Origin of the sequence: Aneurinibacillus aneurinilyticus ATCC 12856 (assembly GCF_000466385.1) — a bacterium.
GTDB lineage: Bacteria > Bacillota > Bacilli > Aneurinibacillales > Aneurinibacillaceae > Aneurinibacillus > Aneurinibacillus aneurinilyticus.
The window spans coordinates 25775-42050 of the sequence record NZ_KE952751.1 but is presented as its reverse complement, the minus strand read 5'-3'; the positions used below and the strand labels follow the sequence as shown (position 1 = coordinate 42050).

General features: G+C 44.4%; 7 protein-coding genes and 1 pseudogene. 1 reads left to right on the top strand and 7 read right to left on the bottom strand.

Going from position 1 to position 16276, the window contains the following annotated elements; translation table 11 throughout:
- Positions 1-55 precede the first annotated feature (55 nt).
- A pseudogene (locus tag HMPREF0083_RS08685) lies at positions 56-1390 on the bottom strand (aminotransferase-like domain-containing protein).
- Positions 1391-1521: 131 nt separating this feature from the next.
- Here HMPREF0083_RS08685 and HMPREF0083_RS08680 point away from each other — a divergent pair.
- A complete protein-coding gene (locus tag HMPREF0083_RS08680) occupies positions 1522-2439 on the top strand; it encodes a DMT family transporter (protein WP_021620861.1) in 918 nt (305 codons plus the stop codon).
- Between the two features lie 110 nt (positions 2440-2549).
- Here HMPREF0083_RS08680 and HMPREF0083_RS08675 read toward each other — a convergent pair whose 3' ends face one another.
- The 6 genes from HMPREF0083_RS08675 to HMPREF0083_RS08655 form a co-directional block, all read right to left on the bottom strand.
- Complete coding sequence (locus HMPREF0083_RS08675) at positions 2550-4685, bottom strand: DNA topoisomerase 3 (protein ID WP_021620860.1); 2136 nt, start codon at positions 4683-4685, stop codon at positions 2550-2552.
- Between the two features lie 133 nt (positions 4686-4818).
- On the bottom strand, positions 4819-5073 hold the full coding sequence (locus HMPREF0083_RS27080) for a DUF2306 domain-containing protein (RefSeq protein WP_021620859.1): 255 nt from the start codon (positions 5071-5073) through the stop codon (positions 4819-4821).
- A gap of 39 nt (positions 5074-5112) precedes the next feature.
- Positions 5113-9903, bottom strand: a complete 4791-nt coding sequence (locus HMPREF0083_RS08670) for a helix-turn-helix transcriptional regulator (protein ID WP_040302119.1) — start codon at positions 9901-9903, stop codon at positions 5113-5115.
- Between the two features lie 164 nt (positions 9904-10067).
- Entirely contained in the window at positions 10068-10949 is an 882-nt protein-coding gene (locus HMPREF0083_RS08665; RefSeq protein ID WP_021620857.1) for a GNAT family N-acetyltransferase, read from the bottom strand.
- A gap of 221 nt (positions 10950-11170) precedes the next feature.
- The gene (locus HMPREF0083_RS08660) at positions 11171-14071 is read right to left on the bottom strand and encodes an NHLP bacteriocin export ABC transporter permease/ATPase subunit (protein WP_021620855.1); all 2901 of its coding nucleotides are present in this window, start codon (positions 14069-14071) and stop codon (positions 11171-11173) included.
- On the bottom strand, positions 14068-16272 hold the full coding sequence (locus HMPREF0083_RS08655) for an NHLP family bacteriocin export ABC transporter peptidase/permease/ATPase subunit (RefSeq protein ID WP_040302117.1): 2205 nt from the start codon (positions 16270-16272) through the stop codon (positions 14068-14070). The genes HMPREF0083_RS08660 and HMPREF0083_RS08655 overlap by 4 nt, the downstream gene beginning before the upstream one ends.
- Between the last annotated feature and the right edge of the window lie 4 nt (positions 16273-16276).

The following is a 16276-nucleotide window of genomic DNA, read 5'->3' as shown; positions in this document are numbered from 1 at the left end:
GCACGGTGTGGTGACGATTCACTCTGGATCGTACCGGATAATCAACACCCTTGTATCAATATATTTCCTTCAAAATTAGCCGAATCCCTCCCTTAATATCCTGTCCTGTAATATTTGAAACGTTTAACTTAAGCAGTGGCTCCTTTTCAAAAGAAGTTAAATAATGATGCTCTGCCGTCTCCACGATGATAGATTTTTGTCTCAATCTATGTGTTAATTTTTTTGTTGATATCCGTTTATCCAGTTGGATAAATGTGTGAATACACGGGTTTTTTAGAGGAGTATAGCACCAAAAATCCCCCTGCTCTTTTGCGTATTTTTCCAATGTATTGTGTAAAGATACAGTTCGATGGAAATAGGAAGAACGAATCTTTTGTTTGTGTCTTTCAAACATTTTATTTTTAATATAAATTTCTAACGCTGCTTGTGAAATCATTGAACTGTCTATATCCAATATTTTTTTATACGTACTAAAAGCTCCGGCTATGCTGGCGGGAATAACAGCAATACCGATACGCAACCCCGGAAACATAATTTTCGAATAGCTTTTCAAATAAATCACATGTCCAGAAACATCATACGAGTATATCGGATCGGCCTTTGCATCCTGCTCTAAATCTGCCAAATAGTCATCTTCAACAATAAATACATCATATTTTTCCGCTAATTTCGCAATTCTCTCCTTTTCTTCCTTTGAATATGACGTACCTAAAGGATTATGAAATCTAGGCATTGTATAGAAAAACTTAATGTTTTCCGTTTGAAATAATCTTTCCAACTGCAGCAAGTCGATTCCTTCGCTGCTTCTTTTAATGCCTATGACAGGAATATTATGGGTTTGCAAATACTCTATGAACAAATGATATCCAGGCTGCTCAATCAATATGGTTTCTTTTCCGTTAGGAAATGGAATTGTAGTCAATAAAGCTAAAGCTTGCTGAACACCGGACGTAACAAAAATAGTCTCCATGTCTGCAAAAACCTGATAATTCGCCAACTGCTTTTGTACTACGCTAATAAGTGAAGGTAATCCCTTCGGGGTACCATATATAAATAAGTCATTTTGGTATGTATCAATTGCCTTATTAATACAATGCTGAAAATCTAAATACGGAAATATGCTTGGATCAGGAGCTGAAGACGAGAAGTCCAATATCGATTGGTGTGGATTATGTTTATGTTTTCTTTTTACAACATAATGACCGCTTTTAGGGGATGAGTATACGATATGCTTTTTTTCTAGCTCATCAAATGTCCGGATAATCGTACTCTTACTGCAACGATATTGTTCAGCAAGCACACGAATAGAAGGGAGCCTTTCCCCCTCTTTATATCGCCCACTTTAAATAAGGCTTTCTAAATCGTTTAGGATGGACAAGTATTTATACATACATTCCCTTCTTTCTTATTTTGTACCGGTACACATACCTATTGTTTTTATTGTACCTTTTATCCTGCTTTATTACTATAAACATAAGCTGGCCAGCGAAATTACACATTTAACTGAGGAGATGTATACGAATGGATTCTAAAAGAAAAAAACTGGCCTATATCGCAGCTTTATTATACGCCTTTATTATCGGGTTTTCTTTTATTTTTGTAAAATTGGCTCTATTAGCTGCTGATCCTCTCAATACACTGGCTCATCGTTTTACGGTCGCTTTTCTCGTGGCCTCGATTCCTATTGTATTCGGGTGGATAAAACTAAATATAAAGCCAAGAGATATGTTGCTTATCCTTCCGCTAACGTTATTTTATCCAACAATGTTCTTTGCCTTTCAAACGTTTGGCTTAGTCTACGCCTCTTCATCAGAAGCAGGGATTATTCAAGCTACAGTACCGATTTTCACACTCATTTTAGCTACCTATTTTCTAAAAGAGCACACCAATCGTTGGCAAAAATTATGTATTGTACTCTCTGTAACAGGCGTTATTTATATTTTCACTATGCAAGGAATCGCGATTGAATCAACTAATTTCAAGGGAACAATATTGATTCTTTTTTCTACACTATCTGTATCAGGCTATAATATCGTAGCCAGGTCACTAACAAAAAAATATAAGCTAAGCGATTTAACTTACATGATGACAGCTATCGGTTTTCTTTGCTTTAACTTATTTTCCCTTATTCACCATGCCGTCAACGGGAGTATACACCTGTATTTTCAGCCTTTTACGAACATGACATTTCTCATATCAATTGTTTTTCTCGGTGTGCTATCGTCTCTTATCACATCTTTTTTATCAAACTATGCACTTTCTCAAATAGAAGCCTCTAAAATCAGTGTATTTAGCAACCTTGCAACATTCATCGCCATCATGGCCGGAGTTGTTTTTTTGCATGAAAAACTAGCATATTTTCATATCATTGGCGCTATTATGATTGTTTTAGGACTTCTTGGTACAACTTTTTTGGATAAAGAAACGAAAGCGGCCTAAAAATTTCTTCCCTGTTATTTATCAAATCGCTTCTGTACTTCCTTCATAAACAATAAAATATAAAAGAAAAGAGCCGTGTATGCTACAAATGTAACATACACGGCTCTTCTTTATTTTTTATTCTGCTCCAAGGCCGCTTTTAGCAGCTCACCCAGGTTCGATGTCAATCCTTCATCGCTGCTATATTTTTTCAACAACGCTTTTTGCTGGTGCTTATTTACTTTTCCGCCACCAGACACATTCTCAAGCTTTTCCACCACATTGCACGGCTTGCATTGGAAGAATTTCCCTACCTTTCCGCTCCGAATCTCCATTTTCTTCTTACACTGCGGGCAACGACGATTAGATAATTGATGCTCGGCTGCCCGACGGTACCCGCACTCCCGATCAGGACATATGAGGGTTTTTCCGCGTTTTCCTTTTATTTCACGCAAATTCTGGCCACACTCCGGACATTTCGAGCCGGTTACATTGTGCGGTTTATATTCTACATTACTTGTTGCAATTTCTTTTACTAATGCTGCAGCCTGACGTCGAATACCCGATAGAAATTGCTTAGCGTCGCCCCGACCACGCGCGATGTCTTCAAGCTGACGTTCCCACTGGGCTGTCAGCTCCGGCGAACGAAGCTCATTGGCCACCAATTTGATGAGCTGAAGCCCCTTTTTAGTCGGATACAGTCGATTGCTCTGACGTTCAATCGTCTCCGTATGAAGCAGTTTCTCAATAATATCAGCTCGGGTCGCCGGTGTACCAAGGTTGTTTTTTTCCATTCGCGCAAGCAAATCCGACTCCGTATACCGAAGCGGCGGTTTGGTCAGGTGATTCTGGATAGCGCTGTGTTTGACACTTATTTCTTCCCCTTGACGCAGTACCGGCAATACCTGATCTGCCGCTTCCTCTTCTCCGCTTTCTTCATTAGATAAAGAAGCCTCTACACCGTATACTGCCTTCCAGCCTATATCTTTCACGGCCTTACCCTTCGCATGGAACGACTCTCCTGCCACTTCTACAGTCAATTGAATACTGTCATAACGGTACGCAGGATAAAATAGGGCGATAAAGCGACGTGCAATCAAATCATATAGCTTACGTTCATCGTTCGTCAAATCGCCCAGGCGCAGAGATTCTTCAGTCGGTATAATTGCATGGTGATCGGTAACTTTACTATCATCCACAATGCGCTTCGTGACACGCAGCGCTTTCTCCTTGAGCAGCGGGCGTACGAGTTGTGCATACGGTCCCACCTCGATACTGTCAAGTCTGCCTTTTAGCGTCGACACCATATCACTCGTTAAGTAGCGTGAGTCCGTACGTGGATATGTGACCAGTTTATGCTGCTCATATAACCGCTGCAACACATTGGAAGTGTGTTTTGCCGAGAAGCCGTACCGTTTATTCGCATCACGTTGCAGCTCCGTCAAATCGTATGCGAGCGGTTGCGGCTCCGTTTTTTCACTTGTTTTCATGCTTGTGACTTTTCCTGTCTTACCTGCGACTTTCCGATCAATGTCCTGGGCAATCTCTTTTCTAAATATTCTACTGCCCTCATTTCCTCTCGCACGCCACATGCCGGAGAACGCACCAAAATCCGCAGTCAGCGTCCAATATTCTGTCGGTTTGAATTTACGGATTTCTTCTTCACGCTGGATAATCATAGACAGCGTTGGGGTCTGTACACGACCTGCTGCCAATTGTGCATTGAACTTGCTTGTTAACGCCCGTGTAATGTTCAATCCGATAAGCCAGTCCGCTTCAGCGCGACATACTGCAGATTGATACAAGTTATCATATGCCTCTCCAGCTTTAACACTGGCGAATCCTTCCTTAATCGCTTTATCTGTCTGGGATGAAATCCACAATCGTTTAAACGGTTTCTTCCACTTCACCATTTCCATAATCCAACGGGCAACCAATTCTCCTTCCCGTCCGGCATCCGTGGCAATAATTAAGTCTTTAATATCCTTACGTTTCGCCAGCTGCGAAATAGCACGGAATTGGTGGGACGACTCCCGAATCACTTTCAGCCGCATCCGATCGGGCACAATCGGCAAATCCTCCAGTTTCCATGTTTTGTATTTTGGATCATAATCTTCAGGCTCAGCCAACTCGACCAAATGGCCAAGAGCCCAGGTAACGATATATTTTGGACCTTCGATATAACTTTTGCTTTTTTGGTTACATCCAAGCACACGCGCTATCTCTCTGCCTACGCTTGGCTTCTCAGCAAGAACTAATGTCTTCATCTTGATACTCCTTTATGTATTTTAGACTTTAGCTAACGTTCCTTCCCCCTTCGCTCTCTACGATTATACCAAACAGGAGACTTCTGCACATCCGCTCCTTATTTACTCGCTTTGTCAGCTGTAAGAACAACTTTTAGATAAACACTTTTTTTCTAATGAATAATTCTGCTAACAACAAATTGAGAATCCAACAAAGCCAGACGGCTATCGTGTACGAAGTACCATAAGCAAGATTCATTTTATGGTGGGCAATAGCAACAATTATGTAAATCGTCATGTTGGCAAAGGAAAGGAAAAAGCTTCTAACCATCCACTGACTGTGGGCGACAATTTGCTTCCGAACATGATTTGCAAAACAAAAAGGGCTGCTCCTATGAATAGAAAACAACCCGTATATGGCTTTTGTTCAGGAAATGAACCGACGCTATTATTGATCTTGAATCAATTTATATTTTTTTGCTTCTGCAACCGCCATCGTACGCCGCTTCACATTAAGCTTCCCAAAAATGTTCTTCACATGATATTTAACCGTACCTACCGCAATCACCAGCTGTTCGGCGATTTCTTTGTTCGACAATCCCAGAGCGATTAAATTTAACACTTCCAACTCCCGATCAGTCAGAGGTTCTATCATGCTCTCAGCCGAATTGTTAGGAGAGTTCTGTACAGAGATGCTTGTATCGCCAAAAGAATAAAGCAGCTTATTTACATAAATAACCTGGGCTGACAGCATATGCAGAACTTCCGGCCGAGCTAAAGCAAAGGCTCTTTCTGTTGCATCGTTAACCAAATACAAAACGCCGTTTCTTTCTCCCTGGACCATAATCGGTATACAGAGAACTGAACGCATACCGTGGCGGGAGACATATGGATCCGTAGCGAATATTCCTTCCTTGGAAGCACAATCGAGAATAATTGTTTCACCTGTACGGAATACGTAGCGAACAATGGCTTCGGAAATACCTTGGCTCTGCTTCAGAGGACTTGATTCTGAAAAAACTGCCGGATTCACTTCCATATTCAAAGCAACCGCTACATCAAACATATCATCCTTCTTTACAATGATATAGCCTCTCTGTGCACCAGCATTTTCGATGATTAACCGGAGTAGCCGATGCAACAATTGACGTAAATCTATTTCTTCCGACATACTTTGTGAAGCCTTAACAATAGTCTTTAAATCCAGCTCAGCGTTTACTTCTTCGTTTTCATTAGGGGAACGACGGATACGTTCCCCCGTAAAATCCGGTGCTTTTTCTGCATGCACCGATGCCTGCTCTACTTTGGTGTTCTCATGTTTCGCACAATCTGGAAACCGCTCCAGCACTTGTTTTGCCTTTGCTGTAGCACCCCATGTCCGGTATGCATCATACGCACCAAAAGCATAGACGTTCGCTGTTCTCTCGATCCCGTTTGCACGGTAAAAATAGGCAGCCCTCTCCATAGCAATCGCTACATTTTGTATATATTCGTTTTCCGTGGCAGAGTGGACTGCCTGTTCATACAATTGCATGGCTCTATCATTTGTTTCCGATATTCGCGCCATCTCGGCTTCAAGTATTTGTAGCTTGTGTAAACAGTTCTCTGGAGCATTCCCCGCCCATTTGCGCATTCGCTTATAATTATCGGTAAAACGGCGCATCATTCTCTTTCTGTCAGAAGTTCGACGTTCGTTGTAGCATGCAGCAATTGCAAGCGATTCGTAGAAATAGCATTCGATTAAATGAGGAAGATGCGTCCCATAGAATTCGAACTGACGGGCGGCATCGGCGCACTCCATAGCCTGGATATATGATCCGTTAAAGTAATGAAGCTGCACGATATATGTATAATACTGGAACATAGTAGTAGCCATGAACTGTTCCTTGGATATTTTATTCAAAAAATAAGACTCTTTGAAATCTGCCGTATCAAATGAAACCGGATGCTCTGTATTCCCTCGAAGAGCCAAAATCCATTGCTTAAACAAATGAAAATTATCAATAACAAATTCGTCTTTCGTGTCTTCAAGGATTTCTAAATAGTTGGTGATTTTACGTTCCAGATCATCCAGCCGCATTCTTGTATACAAAGAGTTCACATGTCCGCCCATAGCGTAACCGGCAAATACATAATCCCCCGATTCCAGCGCAAACTGCAGCGCTTGCTCTAAATAGACTTCCCCTTCTCTCGCATGCTTTACCCATATCGAAATAATGCCAAATATTACATACGTCTTGCTTTTGACGGAAGTGATATTGAATCGTTCTGATAGAGCAAGGCCGATCTCTCCTAGGCGATACCCATTCTTGTAATCTCCCATCCCAAATCCCAATACCATGCCGAATGCTGCAAAGGCGGCTGATGAAACCGGGCATATGCCGTACTTTACAGACAAACGGACAGACCTTGACATCAATACGGTGAAAATTTCTTTATTGGAGAAGAAGGACGGTGCCGCAATCGTAAACATAAGATCTATAGCCGCTTTCATGTCTTGATTCTGCATTTCTGGAAGATCGTATAAGCGCTCGAACTTGCTACCTAATTGCCATTTGGCTAACAGTATTTCTCTCATGATAACCGCACGTCCGGGTTTCGGTGCGAAGGAAATATCGAACTCTTCTAGCATTTGCAAACCTAACGAAATTGCCTCAGCATATTTCCCTAAATTAACGTACTGTATAGCAATTACCTTGCAAACCGCCGCTCGGTCAAGCCGATTGCGTGAACGCTGCCTCAACTGTTCAGCCAGATGCTCTGCCCTTGTGAATTCCCCGCACAAATACTCACATTCCATCTGCTCCAAGTACAATGCAAAGCATAAATCGAATTGTTCTTCCCAGTCCTTTTCCGTAGTGTGTGCTGTTCCCTCCCGGAATAGCTGAACAGCTGCATCGTAGGCGGATGCTGCTCTCGTCTTTCTACCTGCGGCAAGATTTACTTCCATTACCCGCAGTCTTTCAGCATCTTCCGTAATACATACTGCACCAAGATTAAGATGTTTAGCCTGCTCAAATAAATCCGCAACAAATACAGAGTTTTCGTTTTCTTCCAGTAGGTATCTTCCGACTTTCCAGTGGAAACGTTGCCGTTCCTCTTCATTTAAAAGCGAATAGGCTGCCTGCCGGATACGGTCATGCAGAAATCCAAACAAAAACTTTCTTTGTTCTTCTCTCCATTCATGCCATAAAGCTGCCCCTGGCCCATTCACTACCTGATTATGCCCCATCTCCATTCCATTTGAGCTAACTGTATATTCCACCGGAAACACAAGTCCTTCTCTCACCCCGACCCACAAGTCGGACGCAAGTTCATCCAATGACAAGTTCCCTACTTTTGCCAGCAATTCAAAATCGAACTGGCTTCCAAGACAGGCCGCCCATGATAAAACCGTTTGGACTCTATCTGGAAGCTTTTTAATTTTACGAAGCATGAAATCCAGCAAACCGGCTGCCGTCTCCTTGGATTGAATCCGTTCAACATCCCACTTCCATATTCCTTGCTCTAGACTGTAGACAAGCATATTTTCGTCATAAATAGACTTGAATAATTCCTTAAAATAAAATGGATTCCCTGCTGTTTTAGCATATAGCAATTCGGTGAGCATAGCGGTATGTTCCGGTACGCTTCGCAGCGTGTCAGCCACCATCTGATTAAGATCAGCAGGTGTCAATGCCGCAAGAGGAAGCTGATGTACCCCAACGCCGGATTGTTTAATCTCTTCTATTTTTAGAGTAAACGGATACATACGATTAACGTCGTAATCCCGGTAGGCTGCGATTAAAAGAAGGCATTCGCTCTCTGGAGCAGTAACGAACGAATGTATCATTGCAAGCGATGCTGAATCCGCCCACTGCAAATCGTCCAAAAATAAGATAAGCGGACAGTTTTTGCGGGTAAACGCCTGAATGAAATTGCGAAATACGAGTTGAAATCGATGCCTGGCTTCTGTAGAAGAAAGCACCTCTACAGGTGGAACATTACCTATAAGCATTTTTACTTCCGGGATCATATCCGTTATAACAGCAGCATTCAATCCAAGTGCGTTACCAAGCTTTTTTTTCCACTCTAGAATATGTGTTTCATCTTCACTCAGAATTTGCCGGACCAGTTCGCGAAAAGCTTCAATCAAAGGCGCATACGGCACATCCCGATAAAGCTGTTCGAACTTACCCGAGATGAAATACCCTTGCTGATCGGTTAAGGTCTGCCGTATCTCCCTGACCAAAGCTGTTTTGCCGATTCCAGCAGGACCTGAAATTAGAATCACTTCTGTTGAGCCAAGGCAGGCACAGCGATATGCATCCTCAATAAAGGCTATCTCCTCCTCTCTGCCATACAAATCAGGGTTCATTTGGAAAATACCGATTCCTTCGCTGCGTCCAAGCGGAAAATCAGTCATGGTCCCTGTCGCCATCCATTGGGTAAAACAATGCTCCAAATCCGCTTGTAAACTATAAGCACTTTGATAGCGCTCCTCCGCATTCTTACTTATCAATTTCATGACAATTTGGGACACTACATGCGGGATCTCTGGAATAATCGCCTCAATCGGCATAGGTATTCTGGCGATATGTGCATGAATCCATTCGATCGGATCGTGTGCCTGAAACGGAAGCTGCCCCGTCAGCATTTCGTAAAATATCATGCCCAGGGAATACAAGTCGGTACGATAATCTATGGCCCGGTTTAACCGACCGGTCATCTCCGGCGACATATACGCAAGCTCTCCCTGTAATGCTCCGACATCCTGTATTTGATCATGGGCAGATACGAAGACAGCATTCCCGAAATCAATAAGGCAGACTTGCATGGTGTCTATTTCTATCATTATTGTATCCGGTTTTAAATCTTTATGAATAACGGATGATTGATGCAGGTGTTCCACAACATTAGCTAATCGAATGGCAATCTGTAAAAATTCCTTGATCGACGGTCGCTGCATTGCCAGGTAAGAACGCAGCGTTATACCAGCTACAGCCTCAGAAACAAGAATATAGGACAACCCGTTTCTTTCCAGAGACAAAGGCTGGATTATCCCCCGCACCTGCATCCGGCGGAAAGCTTCAAATTCTGCGACGTAATGCGCCGCATCGGCTGCGGAATACGCCTCGCTTTTTCCCATCTTTATGATAACGGGATGATTGTCATATTCACGGCAGCCTCTACAAATGATTTTTGTCGTATCTTCATAAAGCACTTGATCGATTTGATAACCTGCTGCTTTCATGACCATAAGTTCCTCTTTTGAGTAGTATTCTATCACTTTATTCCAAACATAATTATAAACGATTCACTTTAGAACACTATATATAAAATTCTAAAAATAAAAAACACATATGCAAAGCCCGCATCAGAGAACGACCGATACGGGCTTTACGCATTTTTTGGGAAGAGACATTAGGATGACAAATCTTTTTCGCAGTTCCAATATGGGGTAATAACAGGGGATAGCGGTTCGATGATTCGTTTATAGATTTTTTGCATCCTTTCATTTGTCGCCACGATTTGGATAACACCATACGGTATGCGTGACGCCAATGCGCCATGCGCCGTTTTTGCTGCCAGCACGAGGCCGAGACCCTTGTCACGGTAAGCTTCACGAACATAAAGCACACGATATAGCAACGTATCTTCCAGATGGCGTTCTACAATGGACCACCCGATAATCGTGTCCTTTTCTTTCAAGAAATAGCTACATGTGTCCACAACTGCCTTTTCATTTTCAGAAGGATCGTAGTAGCTCCGGTAACCAGCCTCATCCAAGTTTTTGACCTGCTCCCTCTCCTCCCTGGAAACATCTCCCCATGAGACTAAGCGATAAGGGGGCGGTAGCTTCATTCTATCCATCCACCTGAATCCAACGAGGTTCTTCAACTCAAGACGGTAATAACGGCTATAAAGCTGCGGGGGTTCCCATCCCGATTTCTCCAGTATTTTTTCTAGTATATGGATGTTGGTAAGTCCATAATATTGAATAATAACCTTCAAAAATTTTTCTGATTGTAAATAATCCAATAAATAGTTCATTAAAGCTGTACCAATACCTATATTACGAAATGATTGCTGTACAAAAATAGAGACGACGTTAGCAGTTGCTCCCTTCCGATCGCATCCTGCAACAATTAGACCTACGGGATTCCCCATAAAACTGGCACCGACAACAATCGGCCGAACTTCTGGCGAAACGGCAAAATCTATAATTTTCTCACGAAAGCTTTGGTACGTAAATGTCTTGTACGGCTTGGCACTTTCAGGCGTTAACAGCTTAAGTTCTAGCATATAGCTTCACTCCGAACGTGAAATAGTTTTTTTTAAAAAAAGGTCCCCATACCACGCTTGTGTGATAGGGGGATGTCTTGAAACCTTCCGGCACTTCCTCCTTCTTTATATCATCTTGCACAGCTTTATTGTATGGGGGCTGTATAGTAAAATCTGTAATTGTATTCACAAAATATATTATTTATCAAGGGTGTTGATTATTTATATAAAGATGTGCTATTTCACACCACTTGCCGCCTCGCCATCCTTGCGAATAGTCCCTCCTTGGCCAATAGCTCCTTATATGTTCCCTGCTGTACAATTTTACCTTTATCCATTACGATAATTCGATCGGCATGGACAATCGTGCTAAGTCGATGAGCAATGACAATACGGGTTGCATTCATGTTTTTCAGCATCTCTGTCACTTTCTCCTGTGAAATCTGATCCAGGGCACTTGTCGCTTCATCGAGCAAGACAATTTTCGGCTTATGCACAATCGCACGGGCAAGCAAAATGCGTTGCCGCTGTCCCCCTGAAAACGTTCCGCCGTCTTCAGACAATACCGTATGCATCCCCATCGGCAGCTGGTTGATATCCCGATCCAAACCGACAGCTTCTGCTGCATCCCATGCATCATTCAACGTCAAATCACTGCTTTGTCCAATAATATTCTGCAATATGTCACCAGACCATACGCGCCCGTTTTGTAGTACGACGCCGCATTGACGGCGCACAGCCCGCAAATCCAGACCGTTTAAATCTTTTCCATCATAATAAACAGCTCCTGCAACCGGCATTTCAAAACCAAGCAGCAAACGAAGCAAAGTAGACTTCCCGCTTCCGGAAGAACCAACGATTGCAATATATTCTCCCGCTTGAACCCGCAACGACACATCATCAAGTGTCAGGCCAGAGGGTGCATGATAGGCAAAGGAAATATGGCTAATCTCGATCTCTCCCCGAAGCACCCCTGGCTCCGCTCGGCTTGTTCCTGTTTCTGGCTGTTCTTCAAGCAACGGCTTTATCCGTTGATATAATGGAAGCAACTCGAACAACGGAAGCGAGGAAGCACAAAATCCGATGACTGAGCCGATTAAAATCGAGTAAGCCGTATAAAATGCAACAAACTCCCCCGGATTCATTTGAATACCAAACGCGGACACTGCCCAGAATAGCACCAGACTGGAAAGAAGCGGATAGCCGCTATTGATAATCTGCAGATGGTTGCCTGCCTCGCGCAATTTATAAGCGAAGGACCGCTGAATACTAAAAGCGCTGCTCCAGCGGTTAAATGCTCGCCGCTCGGCGGCCGCGACGCGCAATTTAGGAATATTAGCTACAAGCTGAACAAATAGTCCGCTAACGGCACCTTCCTGTTCCGCCGTTTTTTGTGTGTATTTCCGCAGCTTCACACTAATTAAGGCAAATAGCAAAACATAAATAGCGGTCAACCCAACTGCAAGCCATGCCAGTCTGGGCTGATACCAAAGCAACAGCATGATTTGCACAAGCGAAAACAGCGCATTCGACATTCCTGCCGAAATCCAATCGGCGAACAGCCGAAAGGAAGCACTCACGCCGCTAATTCGCTCTGCCAAATCGCCCGCATTATATTTGCGAAAAAATGTAACAGGCATATTAAGCAAACGATCCCATGTTGCGCTTTGCAAGGCAGCGTCTGATGTTCCAAATAACCGCAGCCATAGAAAGGACTGCGAGACGGTACATGCAAATATGGCAAAGGAAACCGCAGCTAATAAAACCAGCATATAAAATAACTGCTCCGGCTCTGCTGCCGGGATGATTTTGTCTACCAGCATGCCTGTAATGATAGGAAAAGCCATGCCCAGCAGCCCTGTTACAAGACCGAATGAAAGCGCACGATATCCATCTTTTTTCGTTCTGGATGTGAACATGAACCGCAATAAATCTTTTGCATGTAGCGCCCTATTGGGCAATGGTCGGTACAGCTCGTAAGCAAAAACTTCCATCTGTGTCGCAAGCTCAGCAGTCACTTTTCCTTTCTCACCAGTCATCCCATCCCGAAAGTGATAAGATGGTCCATTGTCGGGAAGCAGGGCTACAGGCCAGCCGTCTGTCCAAAAAGCCAGCAGTGGACCGTTGTCTTCCCTCCACCAGTCATTCCGCAACGCAACTTTGCGGTAGCGCACGCCAGAGTCAAGAAAAATGTCTTCCGGTCTTAGCTTGCACCGAAGCTCATTTAACTGGGGCGAGGTTTTTATATCGATACCGATCTCTTTTCCAATCCAGCGGAAGCACCGAAGCAGCGGCTCGTCGCCTTCCGATTCAGCCAGCAGCTTTTCTTGGCCAACTTTTTCTGCCACAGCGGAAAAACGGGATAACGCTTGTGTCATCATAAGATCGTCCTGTTGCGAACGAAGTCTCATCCGGGTCTGCTCTGCTTCTTCCCGGTCCTTTGCATTACGCTGAATGAATAAACGAATAAGATGATGATACTGTCGTAAACTTGTGCCAAATTCGTCTTCCTTCATAAATAATGCCGTACACATGTGCTGAAGCCGATTTCCTTTCGGAGAGGCAATCCATACCGAACGCATCAGCGGTACAATTTGACTGGCCGAAATCTCAGGCAAATCATTTCTGCCCCAGCATCGTACAGCCAATGCCATCGGTTTAGTCCATACAACGCCGCTTTCCGATATGAATTGCCCCTCTTTCCAGACGACCGTCTCTTCTTCTACAGTAACAGGCTGCGCATGACGCGGAGGGAGCTGTGTAACGACAGAAACGGCTATGTTTTGTAGCCATTCATCAATTATGCGCGCTATCCCAATCCGAAGCCCGTCATCCTCATGCAAGCGAGGGAACAGCGTATGCAAGTCTACTTTCAGCAGCTTCGTTCCCGCAAAAGCATCGGCAATCAAACCGAAATGGCCGTCTTGCCTGTCAGGAAATGCAAACATACATTGTTCCGCTCCGATGGCAAGTAAAAATGTCTTCATACTTGCGACGCGCCCGTTGCGAATCGGAGCCGTATATACTTCACACGTTCCTTCTATGACAACATATATAACCCCCGGATCATCCAGTATATAAGACGTGCGTTTCGCAAAATTCAACGTTTCATAGGCGTTCTGAAGCCAAAACCTTGCATTCACGATGCTTCCTCCTTCTGCGCTGCTGCATTGTACAAGCGTGCATAAAGACCTTCTTTCCTGATAAGTTCATCGTGCGTCCCCTGTTGTACAATCCTCCCTTTATCAAGCACAATGATTCGCTCACAATCCCGGACGGCACTAAGCCTGTGGGCGATAATAACACATGTACACCCTCTTCGACGAAGATTAGCATAAATGCTCGACTCAACATCGGGATCCAGAGCGCTGGTTGCTTCATCCAAGATCAGAATGGATGGCTGCTGGGCAAGCGCCCGGGCGATTTCAATCCGCTGTGCTTGACCGCCACTAAAGTTACGCCCCCCCTCTTCCAGCATATATTCGTAGCCACCCGGCCTGGCACTAACCTCCTCATGAATGCAGGCATCCTTGGCGGCATGTACGACAACGGACTGCGGGATCGTCGTATCCCATAAAGCAATATTGTCGCGAACCGTACCAGTGAATAAGCGAATATCCTGATCAACGAGTGCGATCGAATGAACTAACAGCGGACGCGAAATCGACGTACGTTCTATCCCGTCAAATGCGATACTGCCGGACCATGGCTCATACAAACCTGAAAGTAATTTCGCAATCGTCGATTTACCGCTTCCCGAACCTCCGACGATAGCTACAGAGGAGCCGGGTTCAAGTTGCAGGGACATATTTCTGATGAGCGGGGCATCCAGTGGATTGTATCCAAACGTAACATTATCCAGTATGATTTCTCCTGCAAGCTTTGCCGGTAATAATGCTTGTTTTTTGCCTTTCATGCTTTCTTTTTTCATGACACATACACGATCAACAGGGTAGCGAAGCACATCATCCAGCCGGGAAAGGTGGCCTTTCATTTCCTGCAACTGTCTTCCCATGACAACCAGACTGTTTACAGGCTTCAAAAAACCAGCTGTAAACCCTTGGAAAGCGAGCAACATTCCGACCGTGAAGGAGCCGCTTAGAATGAACATCCCACCCATGCATAGAATCAACGTATTATTTAGATGCTCCAACAACGGGGGAACAGCGGACAAATATTGATTGGTTGCTCCCAGCTTCTGCTGCGTCCGAATCGCATTTGCCTGATATCCCGCCCAACGGGAAAAGAAGTCCGATTCTCTTCCACTGGCCTTCAACGATTCCAAATTTAACAAACCTGCGAGGGAGGTTCCCCACAATTTCCCCTGGTCTACCTGCATCTTCTGATTTTGATCAGATTGCTTCCGGGACACGTAGAGCAGATAGGCGACATTGAGACACGCAATCAGTAAAGCAACCATCGCCAGCCGAATGTCGTACACCAGCATGAAGCAAAAGTATACGCCAATGAGCAGTAAATCGATAACAGTGCCTGCTAAACGTTCCGTAACAAATTCAGCAACCCGATCACCCGCCCGTGCCCGGCTGGCAATCTCACCGACATACCGCTGTGCGAAAAAAAAGACCGGCAAACGGAGCACATGCCATATAAAAGAGCTGCACATGCTTAGGGATAGCTTTGTTTCCAAACGCAGCAACGCATGCTGGCGAAGGCTAGTAAGCAACATTTGAAGCGCAAGCGTCACAGCCATCCCGACAAGCAACGCCGACATCCATTGCATTTGACCAGCAAGCAGCATATAATCCACGAATATTTTCAAAAAAATCGGGATTAGGACACCGATCGCAGCTAAAGCAAGTCCGGTCAACACTAGGTAAGTCCATTCCGGTCCATATCCTTTCACACGTCTCTCAAGCGATTGCATAACCGAAAACTTGTGGCCCTGAAGCAAGAACTCATCTCCCGGCTCCATCGTCAGCACCACACCCGTGAATGACTCATCGAATTCTTCTAAAGAAACGACGAGCGGTCCGTGCGCAGGATCGTTCAAATAAACCTTGTTTCCCTTAAATCCTTCAACCACAAGAAAGTGATTGAAATTCCAGTGCACAATAAAAGGCGGGCTCATCTTCCGCAGGCTTTCCGGCTCTTTCTTGAACCCCTTGGCGTTCATGCCATATTTGCGGGCGGCCTTCAAAAGATTACCTGCATTGCTTCCATCCCTCGATACCCCACAGTCCCCCCGCAGCGTTTCGATCGGAATATGACAGCCGTAATATGCCAGCACAATGGCCAGGGAAACGGCACCGCATTCCACAGCTTCCATTTGCAAGATAGTCGGTGTTACCCGTCTTCCGTGCTGACGGCCCCATAATGAAGTCACTCTT

Coding starts and splice junctions, on each gene's coding strand:
- HMPREF0083_RS08680 (WP_021620861.1), top strand. CDS start 1,522: ATGGATTCTAAAAGAAAAAAACTGGCCTATATCGCAGCTTTATTATAC.
- HMPREF0083_RS08675 (WP_021620860.1), bottom strand. CDS start 4,685: ATGAAGACATTAGTTCTTGCTGAGAAGCCAAGCGTAGGCAGAGAGATA.
- HMPREF0083_RS08670 (WP_040302119.1), bottom strand. CDS start 9,903: ATGGTCATGAAAGCAGCAGGTTATCAAATCGATCAAGTGCTTTATGAA.
- HMPREF0083_RS08665 (WP_021620857.1), bottom strand. CDS start 10,949: ATGCTAGAACTTAAGCTGTTAACGCCTGAAAGTGCCAAGCCGTACAAG.